Source organism: Qipengyuania qiaonensis (assembly GCF_019711515.1).
Lineage (GTDB): Bacteria > Pseudomonadota > Alphaproteobacteria > Sphingomonadales > Sphingomonadaceae > Qipengyuania > Qipengyuania qiaonensis.
In genome coordinates this window covers 387,381-407,618 of sequence record NZ_JAIGNO010000002.1, presented here as the reverse complement: position 1 = coordinate 407,618, position 20,238 = coordinate 387,381, and the positions used below count along the sequence as shown (strand labels likewise).

Genomic DNA, 20,238 nt, shown 5'->3' with positions numbered 1-20,238 from the left:
CGCTTTCCTTGCGCGTGACGCTGCGCTGTGCTTTCCCGTCAACCATGCGACAGGTGGCGGCATATAGGCGACTGGTATTTGCACTGGCCTTTTCCGGGCTCACTCTCGCTGCTTGCTCGCCTGCCGAAGATGTCGCGGGCGACATCGCCGAAGATCCCGGTTCCGCTACGCAGCCTCCGGGCACGGCCGTTCCGCAAACATTTGCAGCCACCGCATGGCGAGTGGTGGCCGAAGATGGTGCCCGCTACACGACCCAGCTCGACGCTGACGGCACCTATCGCGATCTTCGCAATGGCGACCCCTGGCAGACCGGCAGGTGGGCTTATTCCGATGGCGAACAAGGCAGATTGCTGTGCTTTGTACCCGAGGCGGAAAACGGCATCCAAAGCTGCTGGACCCCCGGCCGAATGAGCAGCGGAAAGGTACGCGCGACAAGCGATCGCGGCACAGTGATCGAACTCGAGCGAGTGGAATACGCTCCCCCGATCGATGGCGACAACGACGACGCTGCGTGACGACTACTCCGCAAGCTCTGCTGGAATTCCGCGACATACGGAAAAGCTTTGACGCAACGCAGGCGGTCGCCGGCGTATCCCTGGAAATCGCGAGGGGGCAGTTCGTCGCGCTGGTGGGCGCTTCGGGGTCGGGCAAGTCGACATTGTTGAAGACGGTCAACCGGCTGGTCGAGCCGACCTCCGGCACGGTACGTTTCGATCGGGAAGATGTCGAAAGCCTGCCTCTGGCGGCACTGCGTCGAAGGATCGGTTACGTGTTCCAGTCGGTCGGATTATTTCCGCATATGACGGTGGCAGAAAACATCGCCATAGGCCCGCGGTTGACCGGCGAGAAACTGGCAGGCAGCCGGATTGCCGAACTGCTCGATCTGGTCGATCTGGACCGCGCATTGGCAGAGCGCATGCCGGATGAACTTTCCGGCGGGCAGCGACAGCGTGTCGGCGTCGCCCGGGCGCTCGCGAGCGAACCGCGACTGCTGCTTATGGACGAACCCTTCGGCGCGCTGGACCCGGTTACGCGCGACGCACTGGGAGAACGCGTGCACACACTCCACGCCGACCTTGCCCTGACCACCGTCATGGTCACGCACGACATGGCCGAAGCCCTGCTACTGGCCGATCGGGTGCTGGTGATGGACGGAGGCGAGATCGTCGCGGACGAAACGCCGCATTCGTTATTGGAAGGCGCTGGTGGCGAGATCGCACAAGGCCTTGTCGCAGTCCCACGCGCACAGGCGGATCGCCTGGCCGAGCTTGCCCGATGAGCGGAATCTGGGGCGCTTTGCTGGAACTCGGCGACAAACTTGCCGCGCATATCCTGCTTTCCGCGGCTGCCATCGCGCTCGGCATCGCGGTCGCGCTGCCGCTGGCGATCTGGGCGAGCCGGTCGCCACCCGTCGCCCGCGCCACGCTGGGTTTCGCCAGCCTTGTCCAGACCATTCCGGCGTTGGCTCTGCTGGCGCTGTTCTTCCCCATTCTGCTGAGCCTGCGCGCGGTGTTCGGCGAAGGTTTGCCAACGCTGGGCTTCCTTCCTGCGCTGCTGGCTCTGTCGCTTTATGCGCTGTTGCCGATCCTGCGCAACGCGGTGACCGCGCAGGCCAATCTCGATCCAGGCGTGATCGAGGCTGCAGACGGCGTGGGGATGACCTTCTGGCAGCGATTGCGGTTGGTCGAGGCGCCGCTATCCGCGCCATATATCATGGCAGGCATCCGGACCGCGGCGGTCTGGACCATCGGCGCCGCAACGCTTTCGACCACCATCGGGCAGCCCAGCCTCGGCGATCCCATATTCGCCGGATTGCAGACGCAGAACTGGGTGCTGGTGCTCGCCGGTTGCATCGCCAGCGCAGGCCTGGCCTTGATCGCGGATGCCCTGCTCGGCACGATCGAGAGAGGGCTTGCGAAGCGGCAGCGCGCGCTGACTTTCGGCGGGCTTGGCGCAGTCGCACTGGGCATCCTTGCCGCATTGATCTTTCATTTTGGCGGTAATGACGACGATCGCATCGTGATCGGCGCGAAGGGGTTTTCGGAGCAGTATATCCTCGCCCGCCTGATCGGGCAGCGGCTCGAAGCGGCCGGTTATACGGTCGACTATCGCGACGGTCTGGGATCGGCCGTGGCGCACCGCGCGGTTTCGAGCGGAGCGATCGACGTTCTTGTCGACTACACCGGCACGATCTGGACCAACCAGATGAAGCGCGCCGACAATCCCGACCGCGACACCATGCTCGCCGAGATAGTGGAATGGGAGACCCGTACCAGCGGCACGCATGTTCTGGGGCGGCTCGGCTTCGAAAATGCCTACGGTATCGCCATGACACGTGCCAAGGCCGCTGCCGGCAGGTTCGAAACCATCGCGGACCTGGCGGCGCGCGGGCAGAACATGACCATTGGCGGCGACCCCGAATTTTTCGAACGGCCCGAATGGATTGCGGTGCGCGATACATACGGCCTCCGCTTCGCCGCCAGGCGCAATTTTTCCCCCACCTTCATGTATAATGCCCTGCAGTCGGGCGAGGCAGACGCCATCGGCGCATACACGTCTGACGGGCGCATTGAGGCAGACGACCTCGTATTCCTCAAGGACCCGCAAGGCGCCTTCCCCAATTACGATGCTATCGTGCTGATCGCTCCGGAAACGGGCAAGGACGAAGGGCTGGTGGAAGCCCTGAAGCCGCTGATCGGCAGTATCGGGGTCGAGGCCATGCGCGCGGCCAATCTTTCGGTCGACCGCGAGGAGAACAAACTGTCCTTTGACGAAGCGGCGCGACGATTAGCCGAAGGCGCCGGCAAGTAGCCTAGCTCGCGCGGCTCCAGACCTGCGTCTGGCAGAAAGGTCCGATGCAACCTTTGACCTCGAGGCTGTTGGCGCCCTTGCGACGAATGATCGAACGGTAGGTCTTCCCGCTTTTGGGATCGTAGATCATTCCGCGCCACAAGTCCGCTTCCTCCGCGAAACCGGTCAGGACCGGCATGCCGAGCAGTTTGCGACTGCGCAGCGCCTTGTCCTTGTTGTTGACGTCGCGCTGATCGGCACCCTGGGGCGGCGGGACGAGAAATTTCGCGATCCGCCCGCAGGTACTGCGCCCGCAATCGGCGATCTGGATGACTGCATCCTTCTCCTCGGTGACCCAGCGGCCCTCGATAGGGGCGGCAGCGGCCAAGGGCGTAGCGGCAAGAAGCGAAGCGGCGGCAATGTAGAGTTTCACGGTTCGGCCTTCCTCCGCTGGCCTTCGGGAAATCCCGCACCGCGCGGCCAGTCGCGGGCGGTGAGGGCCATGCACTTGAACAACTCGCCCATGGCGTCCGGCTGAACGAGCCGATCATGCGCATCTTCGATGTCTTTCGTCCGGTCGGGCGCTGCGGTTACAAGTGCGCGGGCGCGCAAACCAATTCCCATCGCGTTCAGCCATGCGCCTTGTGTAGTCAGCGAACTCGCGGCCCCCTCCCGGCGGGCAATCGCATCGAGCGCGGCGAAATCGACATGCGCCGTCAGGTCCATCTCGCCCGGTGCGGCGAAGACATCGAGTTTTTCATGCGCCCTGACGGCCTGCAAGGTCGAGCCGGTCCTGGGCGTCAGGTGGCCGTAATCGATGAACAGCGCCGCGCCGCCCTGAACGTCGAGACGGCGGGCCAGTGCCTCGACCAACGCGGCGGCGGCGGGGCAAGTCTCGACGATTGAGCCCAGCGGCGCGGAACGCCGGCCCTCGGGCACGGCATCATCCATGGGGTTCGGGCCGGACACAAAGGCAAGCGAACCTCCTTCCAGCCCGATCAAGCGCTCGCGCCACCCCCTTTCGGTCAAGACCAGCTGGCGGATCGGCAAGGCGTCGAGGAATTCGTTCGCCAGCAACAGTATCGGTCGGTCGTCCGGGATCGTGTCGAGCGTGTCGTGAAATTTCACACCTGCCAGCAGTCCGCCCTGCACCTGGCGCAGGGCTTGCGAGCCCTCGACCAGGTGCATTTCGGGCCGCAACCCTTGGCTGGCCATGGCGCGGGAGGCGTCTTTCGCCAATGTTCCGCGGCCGGGACCCAGTTCGACATAGATCGCATCTGCCGGTCGCCCCGCCCGCGCCCAGATGTCTGCCAGCCACAGTCCGGCCATCTCTCCGAACATCTGGCTGATCTCGGGCGCGGTCGTAAAATCGCCTGCCGCGCCCAGCGGATCGCGCGTCGTGTAATAGCGCGCATTGCTCTCGCCCATATAGCGAGACACCGGCATCGGCCCATGCTGGGAGATCAGGCGACGAAAGATGCCCGCAAGGGAGGTCTCGCCGCTCCCGCTCATGCCGCCTGCGGTTTCGCCTTGGCTGCACTGCCGACAGGTGGTTTGACCAGCGCGTAGATCATCACCATGAGCCCCACGGCGATCATCGGCAAACTCAGCCACTGACCGCGCGACAGACCGGTTTCGACCACCACATAGGCAAGGTGCGCATCGGGCTCGCGGAAGAATTCCATCAGGAAACGTCCCAGACCCATGCCGACGGTGAACACTCCGACAAGGAGCCCGGCCCGGTAGCGCGCGCGCGTTTTCCAGAATAGCGCGAAGAGCAGCACGCCGAGCAGCAGCCCTTCGAAGCCGGCCTGATAGAGCTGGCTGGGATGGCGCGCCAGCTGGTCCGGATCGGTCGGGAATACCATGGCCAGCGGGAAATCGCTTTCCACCGGACGGCCATAGAGTTCTCCATTCACGAAATTTGCCAGTCGCCCGAGCATGTAGGCGAACGGAACGTTGACCGAGATATAGTCGCAGATGCGCAGCCAGTTCAGTCCGCCGCGCCAGGCAACCCAACTGATCGCGATGAGAACGCCGATCACACCCCCGTGGAAGCTCATCCCGCCTTCCCACAGCTTGAAAAGTTCGATCCCACCGAACAGTTCGGGCTTGTAGAAGGCGGCATAGCCCAGCCGTCCGCCAAGGATGACGCCGAGCGTGCAATAGAAGAACAGATCGTCCGCATGGCGCTGCGCCATCGGCGATCCGGGCGCCTTGATCATTTTCGACAGATGCCAGTAGGCCAGCAATATGCCGAACAGATAGGCGAGCGAGTAATAGCGCAGCTGAAACCCGCCAATCTCGAACAGATAGGGCCGGAGGCCGAGGTTTTCCCAGTAGATCGGTTCCGCAACGCCCGATGCAGCCAGTAGTGACAGCAAGTGCTTATCCCCTTAGAGGTGTGTCCAAGGCCGCGACCGGCGACCCATCGGGGCGGCTTTTGGCATAGCAGGAGTTTTGGGGAAAGCCTGCGTCGAGCCGCAATTCATGCGCGAGCCTCGAACATGGGGCCGTGCGTTGACTGGAGAGGACACTTAAGAACCCATGCCGACAGAACTCGACAAGGATATCCATCGCATCACCGACGCCGTGACCGCCGCCGGCCAGATGTTCGAGCTGACCGAAGTCACCCGCCGCGGCGTGACGATGCCCGCGTTCAAGAATGCGCCGCCCAGCGTCGTCCACTATTTCGCGCACTTCTGTAACGAAAAGAAGGACGAGACCTTCATCGTCGATGGCGAAATGCGCATGACTTTCGGCGAGATATGGCACGCCGCCAGCCATGTCGCGCATGGTCTCGCCACGCAGTACGGGGTCGAGAAGGGTGACCGCGTCGGCCTGGCCGCCCGCAATTCGACCAACTGGATCGTCGCCTATATGGGCATCCTGATGGCAGGCGGCTGCGCGACGCTGCTCAATGGCTGGTGGACAGGCGAAGAACTCGCCTACGGAATCGATTTGTGCGACTGCAAGCTCGTCCTGGCCGACCCGCAGCGGGCGGCGCGGCTGGATGGCGTGGTACATTCATCCAGGGTGGTTGTGTTCGACCACGGCGTTCCGTCGCAAGGCCTGGCCCCGGTCTGGGCAGCCGGCGATACGGCAATGAAAATGCTCGGCCAGATCGGGCCGGAAGATCTTGCCACGATACTTTACACCTCGGGTTCGACCGGTCATCCAAAGGGCGCCTATTCGGATCATCTCGGCGTCGTTTCGGGCACGATGAACTACGTCTGTCAGACCGCCATGATCCTGCAATTGCTGACCGAACGCGGCGAAGCACCGACCGTTCAGCCATCTGCGCTGGTTGCCGTCCCGCTGTTCCACGTGACGGGAGAGGTGCCGCTCTTCCTGCAGAGCTTCGCCATGGGCCGCAAGCTGGTGCTGATGCCCAAGTGGGATGCGACCGAGGCGTTGCGCCTGCTGGCCGAGGAACAGATCACCTATTTCGTCGGCGTTCCGCTGATGAGCTACGAGATCGCGGTGCATCCCGAGCGCGAAAAATACGACCTTTCTCAGTGCAAGACGTTTGCCGGCGGCGGTGCCGCGCGGCCGATCGAGCACGTCAAAAAGATCAGGGACGCCTTTCGGGACGGCTATCCGGTGCTCGGCTATGGCCTTACCGAAACCAATGGTGTCGGTGCCGGAAATCTCAACGAGAACTACCTGGCCAAGCCAAGCAGCACGGGCATGCCTTCGCTGCCGCTGGTCGACATGGCCATTCTCGACGATGACGGCAAACCGATGGAACAGGGCAAGGTCGGAGAGGTTTCGATCCGTTCCGTCTGCAATTTCCTCGGCTATTGGAAGAACGAGGAGGCAACCAAGGCGGCCTTTTCGGACGACGCGTATTTCCGCACCGGCGACCTCGGCTATCTCGACGAGGACAACTACCTCTTCATCGTCGACCGCAAAAAGGACATCATCATCCGCGGCGGTGAGAACATCAGCTGCATCGAAGTGGAGGAGGCCATCTACGCGCATCCGGCGGTGGCCGAATGCTCGGTTTTCGGCCTGCCCGACGAGCGCTTCGGCGAGATTCCAGCGGCGGTCTATTACCCCCATCCCGGTCAAAGCCTTTCGGTCGACGATCTGCAGCAGTTCCTGCGTGAACATATCGCCGCCTTCAAGGTGCCCTCGATCGTCTGGCAAAGCGATCAGCAGCTGCCGCGCCTTGGCACGCAGAAGGTCGACAAGCGTACGGTAAAGGCGCACTTCACCAGGGAACATCAAGCCACTTGAACTCAGTGCGTGTCCCCCAACAGCGCGCTATCATCGACAGGCGCGAGCTTGCTTCAGCGATCGATGCGCTCGTGGCGGCGCATGGTGACAAGGCGCGCCCGCATGTCGTTAAACGGCTCAAGGCCGCTCTCGACGACGGGCGCGCCGAACTTGCGCACAGGCTCGAGGAGAAGCCGTCTGCGGGGCATGAGAATGCTGGCGGCTTCGCCTTCCTGATCGATCAGTTAATTCGGGTGATCCACGATCACGCCACCACCCATCTCTATCCCAGCGCCAACCGCTCGAAGGCCGAACGGCTGGCGGTCATGGCGGTCGGCGGCTATGGGCGTGCGGAGATGTCGCCGCATTCGGACGTCGATATCGCCTTTCTCGTCGGCGGCAAGAAAACCGCCTGGTGCGAGCAGGTGGTCGAGGCGATGCTCTATCTGCTGTGGGATCTCGGCCTGAAGGTTGGCCATTCGACCCGCACGCTGGACGAGGCGATGCGGCTGTCGAAGAACGACCTGACAATCCGCACCGCTCTGCTCGAAGGTCGTTATGTCTGGGGCGACCAGGACCTTTACGATGAAGGATCGCGGCGGTTCACCGCCGAGGTCGTGCGCGGCAATGAACGCAACTTCGTGACCGAGAAGCTCGCCGAACGCAACGCTCGCCACAAACGCATGGGTGACAGCCGCTATGTCGTCGAACCCAATGTGAAAGACGGCAAGGGTGGCCTGCGCGACCTGCACACGCTGTACTGGATCGGCAAGTTCATCCATCGCGTGCGGACAGCTTCGGAGCTGGTCGACGTCGGTCTGTTCACACCGGCCGAATATCGAAGCTTCCGCCGTGCCGAGAATTTCCTGCTGGCGGTACGCAGCCATATGCACGTGATAACTGGCAGGGCCGAGGATCGCCTGACCTTCGACCTCCAGCGCCGCATCGCGGAGCGGATGAATTTCGCCGAACGCCCCGGCAAAAGCGCTGTCGAACGGTTCATGCAGTACTATTTTCTACAGGCCAAACGCGTCGGATCGCTGACGGGCGTATTCCTTGCACATATCGACGAGCAGTTCGAGGCCAAGACCGCACGCCGCGGCTTTTTCGCGGGGTGGAAACACAAGCCGCGCCAGCTCAAGGGGTATCGCGTGTTCGGCGGCAGAATCGCCGCGCCTTCCGACGACTGGTTCCGCAAGGACCCGGTGCGGCTGATCGAGATTTTCCAGCTGGCCGAGGCCGAAGAGCTGGAGGTCCATCCCGAAACCATGCGTCAGGCCGATCGCGATAGCGGCTTGATCGACAATTCCATTCGCGAAGATGCGCGCGCCAATGCGCTCTTCCTCGACCTGCTATGCGGACGCAACGATCCTGAAATGGTGTTGCGGTGGATGAACGAGGCGGGCGTGTTCGGGAAGTTCGTGCCCGATTTCGGCAAGGTCAACGCGCAGATGCAGTTCGACATGTACCATCACTATACGGTCGACGAGCACACTATCCGCGCAATCGGGCTGCTCAACAGGATCGAAAAGGGCGAACTCGCCGACGACCACCCACGCGCGACCCGGCTGATCCACAAGGTCAATTCGCGGCGCGTCGCCTATGTCGCAGCATTGCTGCACGATATCGCCAAGGGTCGCGGGGGCGACCATTCGGTACTCGGGGCCGAGGTGGCGGAAAAACTGTGCCCCAGGTTCGGCCTTACCGAAAGCGAGACCGAAATGGTCGCGTGGCTGGTGCTCAATCATCTGCTGATGAGCCATACCGCGCAGAAGCGCGACTTGACCGATCCCAAGACGATCGAGGATTTCGTCGGCCAGGTACAGAGCCAGGAACGTCTGCGCCACCTCGCCATCCTTACCGCCGTCGATATTCGGGCGGTCGGACCGGGCACTTGGAACAGCTGGAAAGGCCAGCTACTCGGCGAACTCTACGATGTGTCGAGTGAACGGTTGCGGCTAGGACATATGCGCCATGGCCGCGAGCAAACAATCGCGCACAAGCAGGCAGAGGTAAGGGAGATACTGGGAGACAAGGCGGATCTCGTCGCAGACCTGGCTCAAACCATGGGTGATCCGTACTGGATTGCCGAGCCGGCCGACATCATCGCGCTGAATCTGGTGCATTATGCCGCGGCGCGCGAACGCGAGCATCGGCTTTCCATCCATTGCGAATATTACGAGGCGCGCGGCGCGACGCTGGTGACGGTTATCGCCGCCGATCATCCGGGCCTGTTCTATCGCATTGCGGGCGGCATCCACCTGGCGGGCGGCAATATCATCGATGCGCGGATTCACACGACACGCATTGGTTGGGCGCTCGATAATTTCCTGGTCCAGGACCCCCATGGCGAACCCTTTGCCGAGGAAGGCCAGCTCGAACGCCTCAAGACCAGCATCGCCGATGCGCTCGCCAACAAGGTCGATCTGGCTCCCCGCCTCGCCCAACGCCCGCTGGCGCACAGCCGCGCACGCGCGTTCGACGTCGCGCCGCGCGTCTTGTTCGACAACAAGGCGTCGAACAAGTTCACCGTGATCGAGGTCAACGCCCGTGACCGGCCTGCCTTGTTGAACCGGCTGGCGCGCGTGCTGTTCGAAAGCCGGCTGGTCGTCCATTCCGCTCACATCACCAATTACGGCGAACGCGCGGCAGACACGTTCTACCTTACCGACCTGACCGGCGGAAAGCTGGAACCGGGAGAGCGCATGAATCGGATCGAAGCGCGCCTGATCGAGGCCGCCAGCGACGCGACGCAGGATCGATTGGAAAACGCCTAGTCGGATCTCCCGCACCCGTCTCTGCGCTAGTCGAGAGCGGGTCGCCGACCGAACAACGCCGTTCCAACGCGCACATGTGTGGCACCGAGCTTGATCGCCGTCTCATAGTCGCCACTCATGCCCATGCTGCGCCCCTCGAGCTCATGATCGCGAGCAAGCTTGTCGAGAAAGGCAAAGAACGGAGCGGGTTCGATATCGAACGGCGGGAGGCACATCAGTCCGGCAACCGGAATATCCGCGTCGCGCGCCAGATGGAGCAGCTTGGGCAGATCGGCGACCGGGCAACCGCCTTTCTGATCTTCTTCGCCCACATCGACCTGCACGAAACAGGGGACGCGCTTGTCCTGCTTGTCCATGGCCTTGGCCAGCGCCGTCACCAAACTCGGGCGGTCAAGCGAATGGATAACATCGAATAGCGCGACCGCATCTTCGGCCTTGTTCGATTGCAGCTGGCCGATGAGGTGCAGTTGCACCGCCGGATATACGTCACGCAACATCGGCCATTTGCCCTGCGCTTCCTGCACGCGGTTCTCGCCGAAATGGCGATGGCCTTCGACGAGCAATGGCGCGATCGCTTCGGCCGGATGAGTCTTGCTGACCGCAACCAGCGTAACGTCGCCCGGGTCGCGGCGGGCGATCTTGCTGGCTTTGGCGATTGTCGCCTGGACCTGTTGAAGCGGAGTATCTGCCTTTTCCATCGCGCCGCGCTATAACGCCTGTGTGCCGCGAAGCCAGCATCATCCCGAGCCCGATCGAAAGGCCCTTCCCCTGCTGTGGTTGCTTAGCGACGCCCGCAACGACGCCGGGCTGGATGCTGGCTTGCAAAGACTGCCTCGGGGCTCGGGCCTCGTATATCGCCACTACCATCTCGAGCATGAGGAACGGCGCGCGCGCTTCGAGGAGCTTGCCGCAGTCGCGCGTTCGATGGGGCATCTGGTGGTGCTGTCCGGCACCCAGGATTGGGGAGCGGACGGCCACTACGGCGCCCCAGGCGACTTGGGAGAAGGCCTCCGCCTCGCCACGGCGCACAATGGCGTGGAGTTGCAGGCCGCCATCGCCGCCGAAGCGGACGGAGTGTTTCTCTCGCCTGTGTTTCCCACAGCCTCGCACCCCGGCGCGGCGACGCTCGGCATACATGGCTTCCATGTGCTTGCCCAGCAATCGGCCGTTCCAGTCATCGCCCTTGGCGGCATGACGCGCGAGCGTGCAAACGAACTCGACTGGCCACGCTGGGGCGCGATCGACGGACTCGTTTCGACGAAGGCTGCTTGACGCGCGAGTCCCCGAGGACTCATACTATGCGTTCTCGACGGATCAGGGGACACGACATGGCTACGCGCGTAAGCGCAGCACCCGATTGGCGCGCGGCTTTCCGCCGCTCCTTCCGCCGCGCCACCCATATGGCGGGGGCGGGCCTGCTGTTCGCGCTGTTGATTTTCCTCGCTCTGGCCCTCGCCAGTTACACCCAGACCGATCCCAGTCCGTCGACTGCGGCGAGCGGCGATGACATTCGCAACTGGATGGGCACGAGCGGTGCCTGGGCGAGCGAAAGGGCGCTCAATTTCCTCGGACTCCCGGCGGTGATGCTGCTGCCGCTGCTTTACATCTCGGCCCGCCGGTTATGGACCGGCGTCGAGCGTAAGGACGAGGAAGAAACGCCCGGCCGCTGGTGGGGTCCCTTCGCCATGCTGCTCGCGGCAATGGTGTTGCTTGGGACCGTGCTCGCGCTGGTGTTCGAACCCGAGACCGGCAGTCTGCCCGCCGGACTTGGCGGACTTCTCGGTCAGTTGGGCGGACTTGGCATTGCGGCGGTCGCAGATCGCTTCGGCGGCGATTTTTCGGGCTGGATCGTGCTGGCGCTCGCGCTCATCGCCCTTGGCGGAGGCGTGGCTCTGGTTACTCGCGTATTCGCTATCGACTGGGCGCAGTTCCTGACATTGCCCGATTTCGTCAGGCGCAAGGCGCAATTGCCCGAGTTCGATCTGCCGCTGGCCCCGAAGAAACAGAAACGCGCCAAGCCGCTCGAGGAAGATGAAGAGGCCGACGCCGCGCCTGCTCGCGAGCCACGGCGTGCGCCGGAGATCGCCGATCCCGCCCCCACACCCCCCGAACCCACGGCGATCAAGCCCAAGCAGCGCGACATGTTCGCAAACTATCAATTGCCGAGCCACGATCTGCTCGACAACGCGCCCGACAACGCTGCTCCAAAGCTCGACAAGATGGCGCTGGAGCGCAATGCGCGGCTGCTCGAGAACGTGCTGGACGATTTCAACGTTAAGGGGGAGATCACGGCGGTGCGCGCAGGGCCCGTCGTCACCATGTACGAGCTCGAGCCGGCGCCGGGCATCAAGGCCAGCCGCGTGGTGGGGTTGGCCGAGGATATTGCGCGTAATATGAGCGCGATCAGCGCCCGCGTTTCGCCTATCCCCGGCAAGACCGTGATCGGGATCGAGCTGCCGAATGCCGACCGTCAGATGGTCAGCTACAAGCAGCTCGCCAATTCGGCCGCATTCGTCGACCACGAGGGCAGCCTGCCGATGATTTTGGGCAAGGACATCGCAGGCGAGCCGATCGTCGCCGACCTCGCCGCCATGCCGCACCTGCTGGTCGCAGGGACGACCGGCTCGGGTAAATCGGTCGGCCTCAACGCCATTCTGCTGTCGCTGCTCTACCGTTTTACGCCCGATGAGTGCCGGCTGATCCTGATCGATCCCAAGGTGCTCGAACTCAAGAGCTACGACGACATTCCCCACCTCCTCAGCCCCGTGGTTACCGAACCGCACAAATCGGTTCGCGCGCTCAAATGGGCGGTCGAGGAGATGGAAAAGCGCTATCGCATGATGTCATCGGTGAATTCGCGCAACATTGCGGGCTTCAACGAGAAGGTGAAAAAGGCGATCGAGAAGGGCAAGCCACTCGGTCGCCGTGTGCAGACAGGCTTCGACCCCGAGACCGGTGAAGAGCTCTACGAAGAGGAACAGCTCGATTACCAGCCGCTGCCGCTGATCGTGCTGATCGTCGACGAGCTGGCCGACCTCATGGTCACGGTCGGCAAGGAGATCGAGGTCCTGATCCAGCGCCTCAGCCAGAAATCGCGTGCTGCCGGTATCCATCTTATCATGGCCACCCAGCGTCCCTCGGTCGATGTCATTACCGGTGTCATCAAGGCCAACCTGCCGACCCGTATCAGCTTCAAGGTGACCAGCCGGATCGACAGCCGCACCATCCTTGGCGAACAGGGCGCCGAGCAGCTGCTGGGCAAGGGCGACATGCTCTACAAACCCAACACCGGCGCGATGATCCGTGTCCACGGCCCGTTCGTTTCCGATGAAGAGGTGGAACGCGTGGCCGATCACTGGCGGGGGCAGGGCAAGCCGGATTACGTCGATGCCGTGACCGAAGAGCCCGAAGACGGCGGCTTCAATTTCGAAGACGAGTTCACGGCGTCCGACAATCCAGAGGAGCGCAAGTATCGCCAGGCCTGCCAGATCGTGATCGAAAACCAGAAAGCCTCCGGCTCGTGGCTGCAGCGGCAGATGGGCGTCGGCTACAACACGGCGGCCAAGTGGATCGAGCGGATGGAAAGCGAAGGACTGGTCGGCCCGGCCAACCATGTCGGCCGCCGCGAAATCTTCCGCGATCAGGACGGGAACCCCATCTAACCAGGGAGAACCAGTGCCGAAATTTTGGCGGGACTTGCGCCTGCGGTCCCGCTAAGTCCCGCACCGATGGCAAGCACGACCGACAATCCCGCCGATGATTGGGCCGACGAAGACAAGGCTGTTGCAGATCCTGCCAAACGGCGCCCGATCAGCCGCCTGACCATTCTGCGCGCGATCGCCGAACTGCGCCTGTGGTGGCGCGAAGGAGTAGTCGCCGATCTCGATCACATTGCCACGATCGAGCGCGTGCGCGGCGAATCGCTCCTGACCAGCCGCTATGTCTTCATGACGGCGATGAGCGCGGGCATCGCGATTCTCGGCCTGCTGCTTTCCTCGCCCGCCGTCGTTATCGGCGCCATGCTGCTTTCGCCGCTGATGAACCCGATCATCGGGACGGGCTTCTCGCTTGCGACGGGCGATGCGGACTGGCTCAGGCGCTGCGGCAAGGCACTGGTCGCAGGTTCCATATTCGCGATCCTATTTTGTGCGTTGATCGTATTCTTCTCGCCCCTGCAGACCGTGACGGAAGAGATTGCCGCCCGCACAAGGCCGAACCTGTTCGATTTGCTGGTCGCGCTGTTCTCCGCCCTGGCGGGATCCTATGCGGTCATCAGGGGCCGCGAAGGCACGATCGTCGGCGTTGCCATCGCGACTGCCTTGATGCCGCCCCTCGCCGTGGTCGGTTTCGGTTTGGCGACGCTCAACTGGACCGTGTTCGCAGGGGCTCTCGGCCTCTTCATTACCAACCTCGTCACCATCGGTCTGACGGCGGCCATCATGGCCCGGCTATACGGTTTCCAATCGGATCTGAGCCATCGCCAGAGCCGTTTGCAATCGATCGTGATGGCAGCGGTGTTCATAACTCTCGCCGTGCCGCTCGGCTTTTCGCTCCGGACCATTGCGTGGGAGGCGAACGGCCAGCGTATCGTCAACCAGGAGGTCGCCGCCGCATTCACCGACCGTGCCCGGGTCGACCAGCCGATCGTCAATTGGGACACCGAGCCCGTAGCCGTTTCCGCTAGCGTATTCACGCCCGAGTTCAATCCGAATGCCGATACCGAAGTCGCCAGACGGCTGGAACAGCGGCTTGGTCGGGCCGTCATTGCAACCATCGACCAGTTCCAGGTCGGCACCGATCCCGGCGCGGCCGAGCAGGCAGCCCTTGCACAGGCGCGGGCGCGCGAAGCCGCCGAAGCGAGTGAAAGGCAGATCGCCGCGCTAGGTCAGAATCTGGCTCTGATTGCCGGGGTGGAGCGCAAGGACGTACTGCTCGACCGAGAGAACCAGCGAGCGCAGGCCGTTGCCCGGCCGCTCGACGGCCTGGGCCTTTCGGGCTACCGAGAACTGGAGCGTCGGCTCGAACGCACGACGCCGGGGTGGACGGTCGAACTTCGTCCTCCGCTTGTGTCCCTGCCCGAGATAATCGTCGGCGAAGAAGGGCTCGATACACGCAATGCGGCACAGGTCGCTCTTGTAGGCTGGGCTGCAGAGCGCACCGGAGTGCGCGTCACGCTGACCGGCAGCGAAAGCGCTTTGGCGACGGTCACCCAAGCTCTCGGCACGACCTCAAGCCGTGTCGATACGCGGCAATCTGGAAATGAAAATACGGTGACCGCCAGCTGGTCGACTGCAGCCACCGCCCAGGACTAGGCCGGGCCTTTCCTATTCCGCACCGGACTGGTCGGAGCCGCCATCAAGCGCTGCCGCGGTCAGCGTCGAAGCCGACGCGAAATCGCCGCTGAAGGGCGTTGTATGGGCAACCAGGCCGATCCGGGTCAGTTCGCCGCCGCGACCCCAGTTTTGCCGCCAGGTCTCGAGGTACTCTTTGAGCCCAGGCTGTGCCGCTATGTGCGACTTCTTGATATAGAGGAACAGCGGTCGCGATGCCGGATAGCTGCCGTCCGCGATGGTTTCCGCATTGGGTTCGACCCCGTTGATCGCCAGCGGTTTGATCGATCCATCCGACTCCTCGAGGTAGGAATAGCCGAAAATGCCGACCGCCCGCGGGTTCTGGGCGACCTTCCGCACGATCACGTCGTCCTTCTCGCCCTGAGAGATATAGCCCGCATCTTCGCGCAGCGTATCGCAGATCTCGGTGAATTTCGCGTCCTGGGTGCCCTTCAGAGTAGCGATGCGGTTGTTGGTCGCACAGCCACTCTCGAGCACCAGCGATGCCAGGCTTGAACGGGTACCGGACGTTTCGGGCGGGCCATAGACGATGATGGGTTCGTCAGGCAGCGATTCGTCGACCTGCGACCAGTTTTCCGCGTCCTGATCGTTGTCGAACGGCCGTGCTGCCAGTGCGCGGTAGATGATCCCCGGCGTCAGCGCGAGGTCGAGGCCGTCAGTCGCAGAAACCGCAAAGACGATCCCGTCGAGACCGATCGGGATTTCCGCAATGTCGGTAACGCCGTTGGCTTCGCAGGCTTGCAGCTGTTCCGCCGTCATCCGCGCAGATGCGTTGAGCACGGAGGGCGTCTCCGCTCCATCGCCCGTGCAGAATTCTTCGATCCCGGCCTCCGTCCCGTTGGCCCGGATCACCGGTGTCGGCAAGTCCGGGTTGGCCTGGCCGTAAAGCTGGGCGACGCGCTCGGCGAACGGATAGACTGTCGACGAGCCGACGATCTTGAAGCCGGTTTCGGCGTTATCCTCGGCGCCGGTGCCGCATGCGGTGAGAAGGCTGGTGGCTGCCAGGGTGGCAAGCAGTGTGCGGGTGAAGGCCATGTCTGTCTCCCTCTGTTCTACGTCAAACCGGTAGAACTGCCGGGTGACAGACGGGTGACAGGCTTGCCCCGACATGGTTGCAGTTGTAACGGGCTGCCGCAGACAAGGAGTCCCCCATGCTCATCGGCAGCCCCAAGGAAATCAAGAACCACGAATATCGCGTCGGCCTGACGCCCGAGAGCGCGAAAGAGCTCGTCATGCAGGGCAACGACGTGTGGATCGAGACAGGCGCAGGGCGCGGTATCGACGCGACCGACGAGCAGTACGTGGCCGCAGGCGCGAAGATCGTCGACGGGCCGGATGCGATCTTCGCCGAATGCGAGATGGTGGTGAAGGTGAAGGAGCCGCAAGCGGTCGAGCGCAAGAAACTGCGCGAGGGCCAGATCCTTTACACCTATCTGCACCTCGCCCCCGATCCGGAACAGACGAAGGATCTTGTCGAGAGCGGCGTGACCGCCATCGCCTATGAAACGGTGACCGGCCCGAGGGGCCAGTTGCCGCTGCTGAAGCCGATGAGCCAGGTAGCGGGTCGCATGAGCGTGCAGGCCGGTGCGACCGCACTGGAGAAAGCGCATGGCGGACGCGGTGTGCTGCTGGGCGGCGTACCGGGCGTGATGCCGGGCAAGGTCGTTGTTATCGGTGGCGGCGTAGTCGGCTTCAACGCGGCGCAGATGGCGGTCGGCCTCGGTGCGGATGTCACCATCCTCGATCGCGATCCCGAAGTACTGGAGAAGGTCGGCACACATTTCGAGGCCCGTGCCAGCACGCGCTTCTCGAATGCCGCCAATCTCTACGACGCAGTCACGACCGCCGATCTTGTCGTCGGCGCGGTTCTCATCCCCGGTGCTGCAGCGCCGAAGCTGGTCACGCGCGAGATGCTCAAGGATATGCAGAAAGGCGCGGTACTCGTCGATGTCGCCATCGATCAGGGCGGCTGCTTCGAAACCAGCCGGGCGACCACACATGCCGAGCCGACTTATGTCGTCGACGACATTGTCCATTACTGCGTGGCCAACATGCCGGGCGCGGTGGCCCGCACGAGTACCTATGCGCTCAACAATGTCACCTTGCCGCATGCCTTGCGGATCGCGCGAATGGGCTGGAAGGGCGCACTGGCGGCAGACCCGCACCTCGCCGAAGGGCTCAACGTCCACAAGGGCGAGATAACCTATCGGGCCGTAGCCAGCGAGCTGGGCTACGACTATCGCCCCGTAGCGGAGCTGCTGGACTAGGTTTTCTTACGGGGCTGACTCCTTAATCGCCCTTTAAGCCATTCCCCCTAGCGCGCCCCTGTGGGACGGGCTCGATCAGTCGATCTGCTGCACCTCGTGCGGCTACTTCTGCTTGCCATCGGCGCAGGCCAGTTCCTCATGCCCGTCTCCGCGCTTGCCGCACCAGCCTTCGAAGAGGGATCGACGTGCTGGATTTCCGGCACGCGCACGCAGCAGTTCGAGGAACTGGTCACGCGTCCAGACGATTGGACCTGTGCCGGCGACGAACACGATTGGAGCGCCGACCGCAACTTTGTGCGCGTCGATCTGCGGGGGCGTAACTTCGATTCCGCAACCATTCGCCATGCCGAATTCGCCCGTCACGAATTCGACAAGCTGACGGTCACCCTGATCGGCGAGGATGGTGCAACCAGCAGCCGCGCCTACGGCTTTCGCGACACCTGGCTCGGCGCATCCAGCCTGCGCTCCATGGTCGAGCTACCCGAATTCGCGGGACAGCCCACAGCGCTCGTATTCACTCTCGACGGAGGGAAATGGCCCGACGCCTTGGCCGCCGCAGACCTGGTTGCCGAGCCTTCCGCTCCACCGACTTCGGGGTTCGTGCATCTCGTCGCCGCGCTTATCTGCGGCCTGCTGCTCGCCCCGGTCCTGTTCGACTTCGGTTACTTCCGCGCTTTGCGCAAGCCGTTCCCCCTGTGGCACGCACTCTTCTGTGTCATGGCCTGCGTACAGACTGCGGCGGTCTCGGGCCTCGTCCCGCTCATGACGTCCATCAGCTTCGAGAACGAGCTCTACATTACCTATCTCAGCCTCGATCTCATGGTGGCCGCGACGATGCTGTTCGCGAGCAGCTTCATCGAACGCGCAAGCACTTCCAGCAGGCAGCGCCGCATCCTACTTGCAATCGCGCCCCTTGCGGTTTTGAACGGGGCGGCCACGGCACTGTATCCGCAGCTTTTCGGTTACTGGGTCGATCATCTCTATTTCGGAGCATACATCCTGATGCTCGGTGCGTATTTCGCCATCCTGTGGCGCGCAAGACGTGCCGGGAGCCGGATGGCATCCTATCTCATCCTCGGTTTCGCTCCATTCAGTTTGGTTGTGGTTGTCCAGTTCCTGGCGGTGGTGTCGGCTCCGGAGGTTTATGCCTTCGACGAAACATGGCCGCAGAATTTGGCTTTGCTGTTCGAGGTCATTGCCACTGCGCTGGCCGTCGCCGACCGTTTCATCTCGATCAAGCGCGAGCGCGATCAGGCACTCGACGAGGCCCGTTCGCTGGAAAAACTCAGCGAACACGACGAGCTGACGGGGCTGCGCAATCGCCGCTCGCTCGACACGCGCTTCGGACAGCTCGTCGCCGAAGGTTTCCACACCATTGCAGTGATCGATATCGACCATTTCAAACCCATCAACGACCTTTTCGGCCACCCTTATGGCGATGGCGTCCTGACCTGCGTGGCCGCGGCTTTGAGGGCCAGCGACGACCAGGACCTCGTGGCTTTCCGCATCGGCGGCGAGGAATTCCTCTTGATGCTGCGCGGCAAGGATGCAGCCGAGCGCGCCGAAGCGCGTCGCCGGGCGATCACGGTACGTACGCTTGCAGATATCGACGGGCTCGACCGCCCGGTTACCGCCAGCATGGGATTGCTCGATTTCTCGGCGGTCGCCGACGATCCCGAGCTCGACTTCTGGAGCCTTTATACGCGTGCCGATCAGCTACTTTACGACGCCAAATGCGCCGGCCGCAACCGCACGCGCCGCGACACCCTCGACTGGTTCGTGCCACAGGTGGCCGACGAAGCAAGCGCCGCCGCCTAGTCGACAAAGGGGGCGAGCAGCTCGCGACGGACCCGCGCTGGCCGCCCGCTCGCTCGATCGAGCATCGCCCAGGTGGTTGCCGCGCTCACGATAATCCTGCCCAACTCATTCCGGAAATCGACCCGACGCAGCGAGGTAGCCCCGCGCGCTGCGCCCTCGATCCAGGTTTCGCCCGCCACGCTTTCACCCGCATCGATGTTGCCGCGATAATCGATCTCATGACGAGTCACGACCCAGAAGAATGCTTCATGATCCTTCGGACGCGCCACCGCGTCCCAATGGGCCGTAGCAATATCTTGAATCCACTGGACCCAGACGGCGTTATTGACGTGACCGAGCTCGTCGATGTGCTCGGGGCGGGCCGTGAAGCTGCGGGGAAAGCGGGTGGTCATGGCCGTTCCGCTATATCGACGCCGAGTTCGCGCAGGTCGACCCTCGCTTTGGCGGCATCGGTGAACACCCGCGCATGCATGCCAACAGCCTCGGCGCCTGCAACGTTTCTCGCAACATCGTCGAAGAATAGCGTCTCCGTCGGATCGATTGCGCCGAGTTCGAGAACATGGCGGTACATGCGCGGATCGGGCTTCAGCACGCCCAGTTCGGCGGACACTGCGGCCTGTTCGAACAGCGGCCAGAAATCATGCTCCCGCTGCAAATGGGCGACGATTTCGTGAACATTGTCGGTAATCGCGAAGAGGCGGGCGCCAAGGCCGCGTAACTCGTGCATCAGTTCGACGGTCCCGTCGATCAGTACGAAGCTTGCGAACAATGATTCGAACAGACGATCGACTTCGTCTTCCGAAAAACCATGCTCGGCGATATATATCGCCCGCGCCTGGGCGAGCGTGTATTCTCCGCGATTGAGGGCCAACCACAATGGGTTTCCTGAGAGGGCGGGCATGTAGTCGGCTTCAGCCACACGGTCGGGCCCGAAGGCATCGAGCTCGATGCCCCTTGGGTCCCAGGGCACTATGACGTTGCCGACGTCGAACACGACATTGCGGATCGTCACGC

General features: G+C 63.0%; 17 protein-coding genes. 10 read left to right on the top strand and 7 right to left on the bottom strand.

Annotation, left to right across the window (positions count from 1 at the left end; all coding sequences use genetic code 11):
• The first annotated feature begins 44 nt into the window (after positions 1-44).
• The 3 genes from K3174_RS04900 to K3174_RS04890 are packed head-to-tail and all read left to right on the top strand — an operon-like array spanning position 45 to position 2,811.
• Positions 45-515 carry a hypothetical protein gene (locus K3174_RS04900; RefSeq protein ID WP_221556198.1) on the top strand — a complete coding sequence of 157 codons (471 nt, stop codon included), beginning with the start codon at positions 45-47 and terminating at the stop codon, positions 513-515.
• Positions 512-1,279: an ATP-binding cassette domain-containing protein gene (locus tag K3174_RS04895; RefSeq protein ID WP_345719584.1), complete on the top strand. Its 768-nt coding sequence runs from the start codon at positions 512-514 to the stop codon at positions 1,277-1,279. Before K3174_RS04900 ends, K3174_RS04895 begins: the two co-directional genes overlap by 4 nt.
• Entirely contained in the window at positions 1,276-2,811 is a 1,536-nt protein-coding gene (locus K3174_RS04890) for an ABC transporter permease/substrate-binding protein (RefSeq protein ID WP_221556195.1), read from the top strand. Before K3174_RS04895 ends, K3174_RS04890 begins: the two co-directional genes overlap by 4 nt.
• A gap of 1 nt (position 2,812) precedes the next feature.
• Here K3174_RS04890 and K3174_RS04885 read toward each other — a convergent pair whose 3' ends face one another.
• Genes K3174_RS04885 through lgt form a run of 3 tightly spaced genes read right to left on the bottom strand, consistent with a single transcriptional unit; the run spans position 2,813 to position 5,174 of the window.
• On the bottom strand, positions 2,813-3,223 hold the full coding sequence (locus K3174_RS04885; protein ID WP_221556193.1) for a DUF2147 domain-containing protein: 411 nt from the start codon (positions 3,221-3,223) through the stop codon (positions 2,813-2,815).
• A complete protein-coding gene (locus tag K3174_RS04880; RefSeq protein WP_247711878.1) occupies positions 3,220-4,302 on the bottom strand; it encodes a class I SAM-dependent methyltransferase in 1,083 nt (360 codons plus the stop codon). Before K3174_RS04880 ends, K3174_RS04885 begins: the two co-directional genes overlap by 4 nt.
• A complete protein-coding gene (gene lgt, locus K3174_RS04875) occupies positions 4,299-5,174 on the bottom strand; it encodes a prolipoprotein diacylglyceryl transferase (protein ID WP_221556191.1) in 876 nt (291 codons plus the stop codon). Before lgt ends, K3174_RS04880 begins: the two co-directional genes overlap by 4 nt.
• A 163-nt stretch (positions 5,175-5,337) precedes the next feature.
• On the opposite strand from lgt, the gene K3174_RS04870 reads away from it, so the two are divergent.
• Together K3174_RS04870 and K3174_RS04865 are read left to right on the top strand one after the other, a co-directional pair.
• On the top strand, positions 5,338-7,032 hold the full coding sequence (locus K3174_RS04870; protein ID WP_221556189.1) for a class I adenylate-forming enzyme family protein: 1,695 nt from the start codon (positions 5,338-5,340) through the stop codon (positions 7,030-7,032).
• On the top strand, positions 7,029-9,788 hold the full coding sequence (locus K3174_RS04865) for a [protein-PII] uridylyltransferase (protein WP_221556187.1): 2,760 nt from the start codon (positions 7,029-7,031) through the stop codon (positions 9,786-9,788). Before K3174_RS04870 ends, K3174_RS04865 begins: the two co-directional genes overlap by 4 nt.
• Positions 9,789-9,814: 26 nt before the next feature.
• Here the strand turns inward: K3174_RS04865 and K3174_RS04860 are convergent, their stop codons facing one another.
• Positions 9,815-10,486, bottom strand: a complete 672-nt coding sequence (locus K3174_RS04860) for a YggS family pyridoxal phosphate-dependent enzyme (RefSeq protein ID WP_221556185.1) — start codon at positions 10,484-10,486, stop codon at positions 9,815-9,817.
• Between the two features lie 121 nt (positions 10,487-10,607).
• Here K3174_RS04860 and K3174_RS04855 point away from each other — a divergent pair, with 121 nt between their 5' ends.
• From K3174_RS04855 to K3174_RS04845, 3 genes are all read left to right on the top strand, one after another.
• A complete protein-coding gene (locus tag K3174_RS04855; protein WP_345719583.1) occupies positions 10,608-11,060 on the top strand; it encodes a thiamine phosphate synthase in 453 nt (150 codons plus the stop codon).
• Positions 11,061-11,116: 56 nt separating this feature from the next.
• Positions 11,117-13,450, top strand: a complete 2,334-nt coding sequence (locus K3174_RS04850) for an FtsK/SpoIIIE family DNA translocase (protein ID WP_221556182.1) — start codon at positions 11,117-11,119, stop codon at positions 13,448-13,450.
• Positions 13,451-13,516: 66 nt separating this feature from the next.
• Positions 13,517-15,100: a DUF389 domain-containing protein gene (locus tag K3174_RS04845; RefSeq protein WP_221556181.1), complete on the top strand. Its 1,584-nt coding sequence runs from the start codon at positions 13,517-13,519 to the stop codon at positions 15,098-15,100.
• Between the two features lie 12 nt (positions 15,101-15,112).
• Here the strand turns inward: K3174_RS04845 and K3174_RS04840 are convergent, their stop codons facing one another.
• A complete protein-coding gene (locus K3174_RS04840) occupies positions 15,113-16,174 on the bottom strand; it encodes a substrate-binding domain-containing protein (RefSeq protein ID WP_221556179.1) in 1,062 nt (353 codons plus the stop codon).
• 116 nt (positions 16,175-16,290) lie between these two features.
• Between K3174_RS04840 and ald the strand changes: the two genes are divergently transcribed.
• Both ald and K3174_RS04830 read left to right on the top strand, forming a co-directional pair.
• A complete protein-coding gene (ald, locus tag K3174_RS04835) occupies positions 16,291-17,406 on the top strand; it encodes an alanine dehydrogenase (protein ID WP_221556177.1) in 1,116 nt (371 codons plus the stop codon).
• A gap of 138 nt (positions 17,407-17,544) precedes the next feature.
• Complete coding sequence (locus K3174_RS04830; protein WP_221556175.1) at positions 17,545-19,224, top strand: sensor domain-containing diguanylate cyclase; 1,680 nt, start codon at positions 17,545-17,547, stop codon at positions 19,222-19,224.
• On the opposite strand, the gene K3174_RS04825 is transcribed toward K3174_RS04830, so the two are convergent.
• On the bottom strand, positions 19,221-19,616 hold the full coding sequence (locus tag K3174_RS04825; protein WP_221556174.1) for an acyl-CoA thioesterase: 396 nt from the start codon (positions 19,614-19,616) through the stop codon (positions 19,221-19,223). The two genes, K3174_RS04830 and K3174_RS04825, sit on opposite strands and share 4 nt — an antisense overlap.
• Positions 19,613-20,236, bottom strand: coding sequence for an HAD family hydrolase (locus K3174_RS16790; protein ID WP_221556172.1), 624 nt, complete (start codon positions 20,234-20,236; stop codon positions 19,613-19,615). Before K3174_RS16790 ends, K3174_RS04825 begins: the two co-directional genes overlap by 4 nt.
• Positions 20,237-20,238 lie beyond the last annotated feature (2 nt).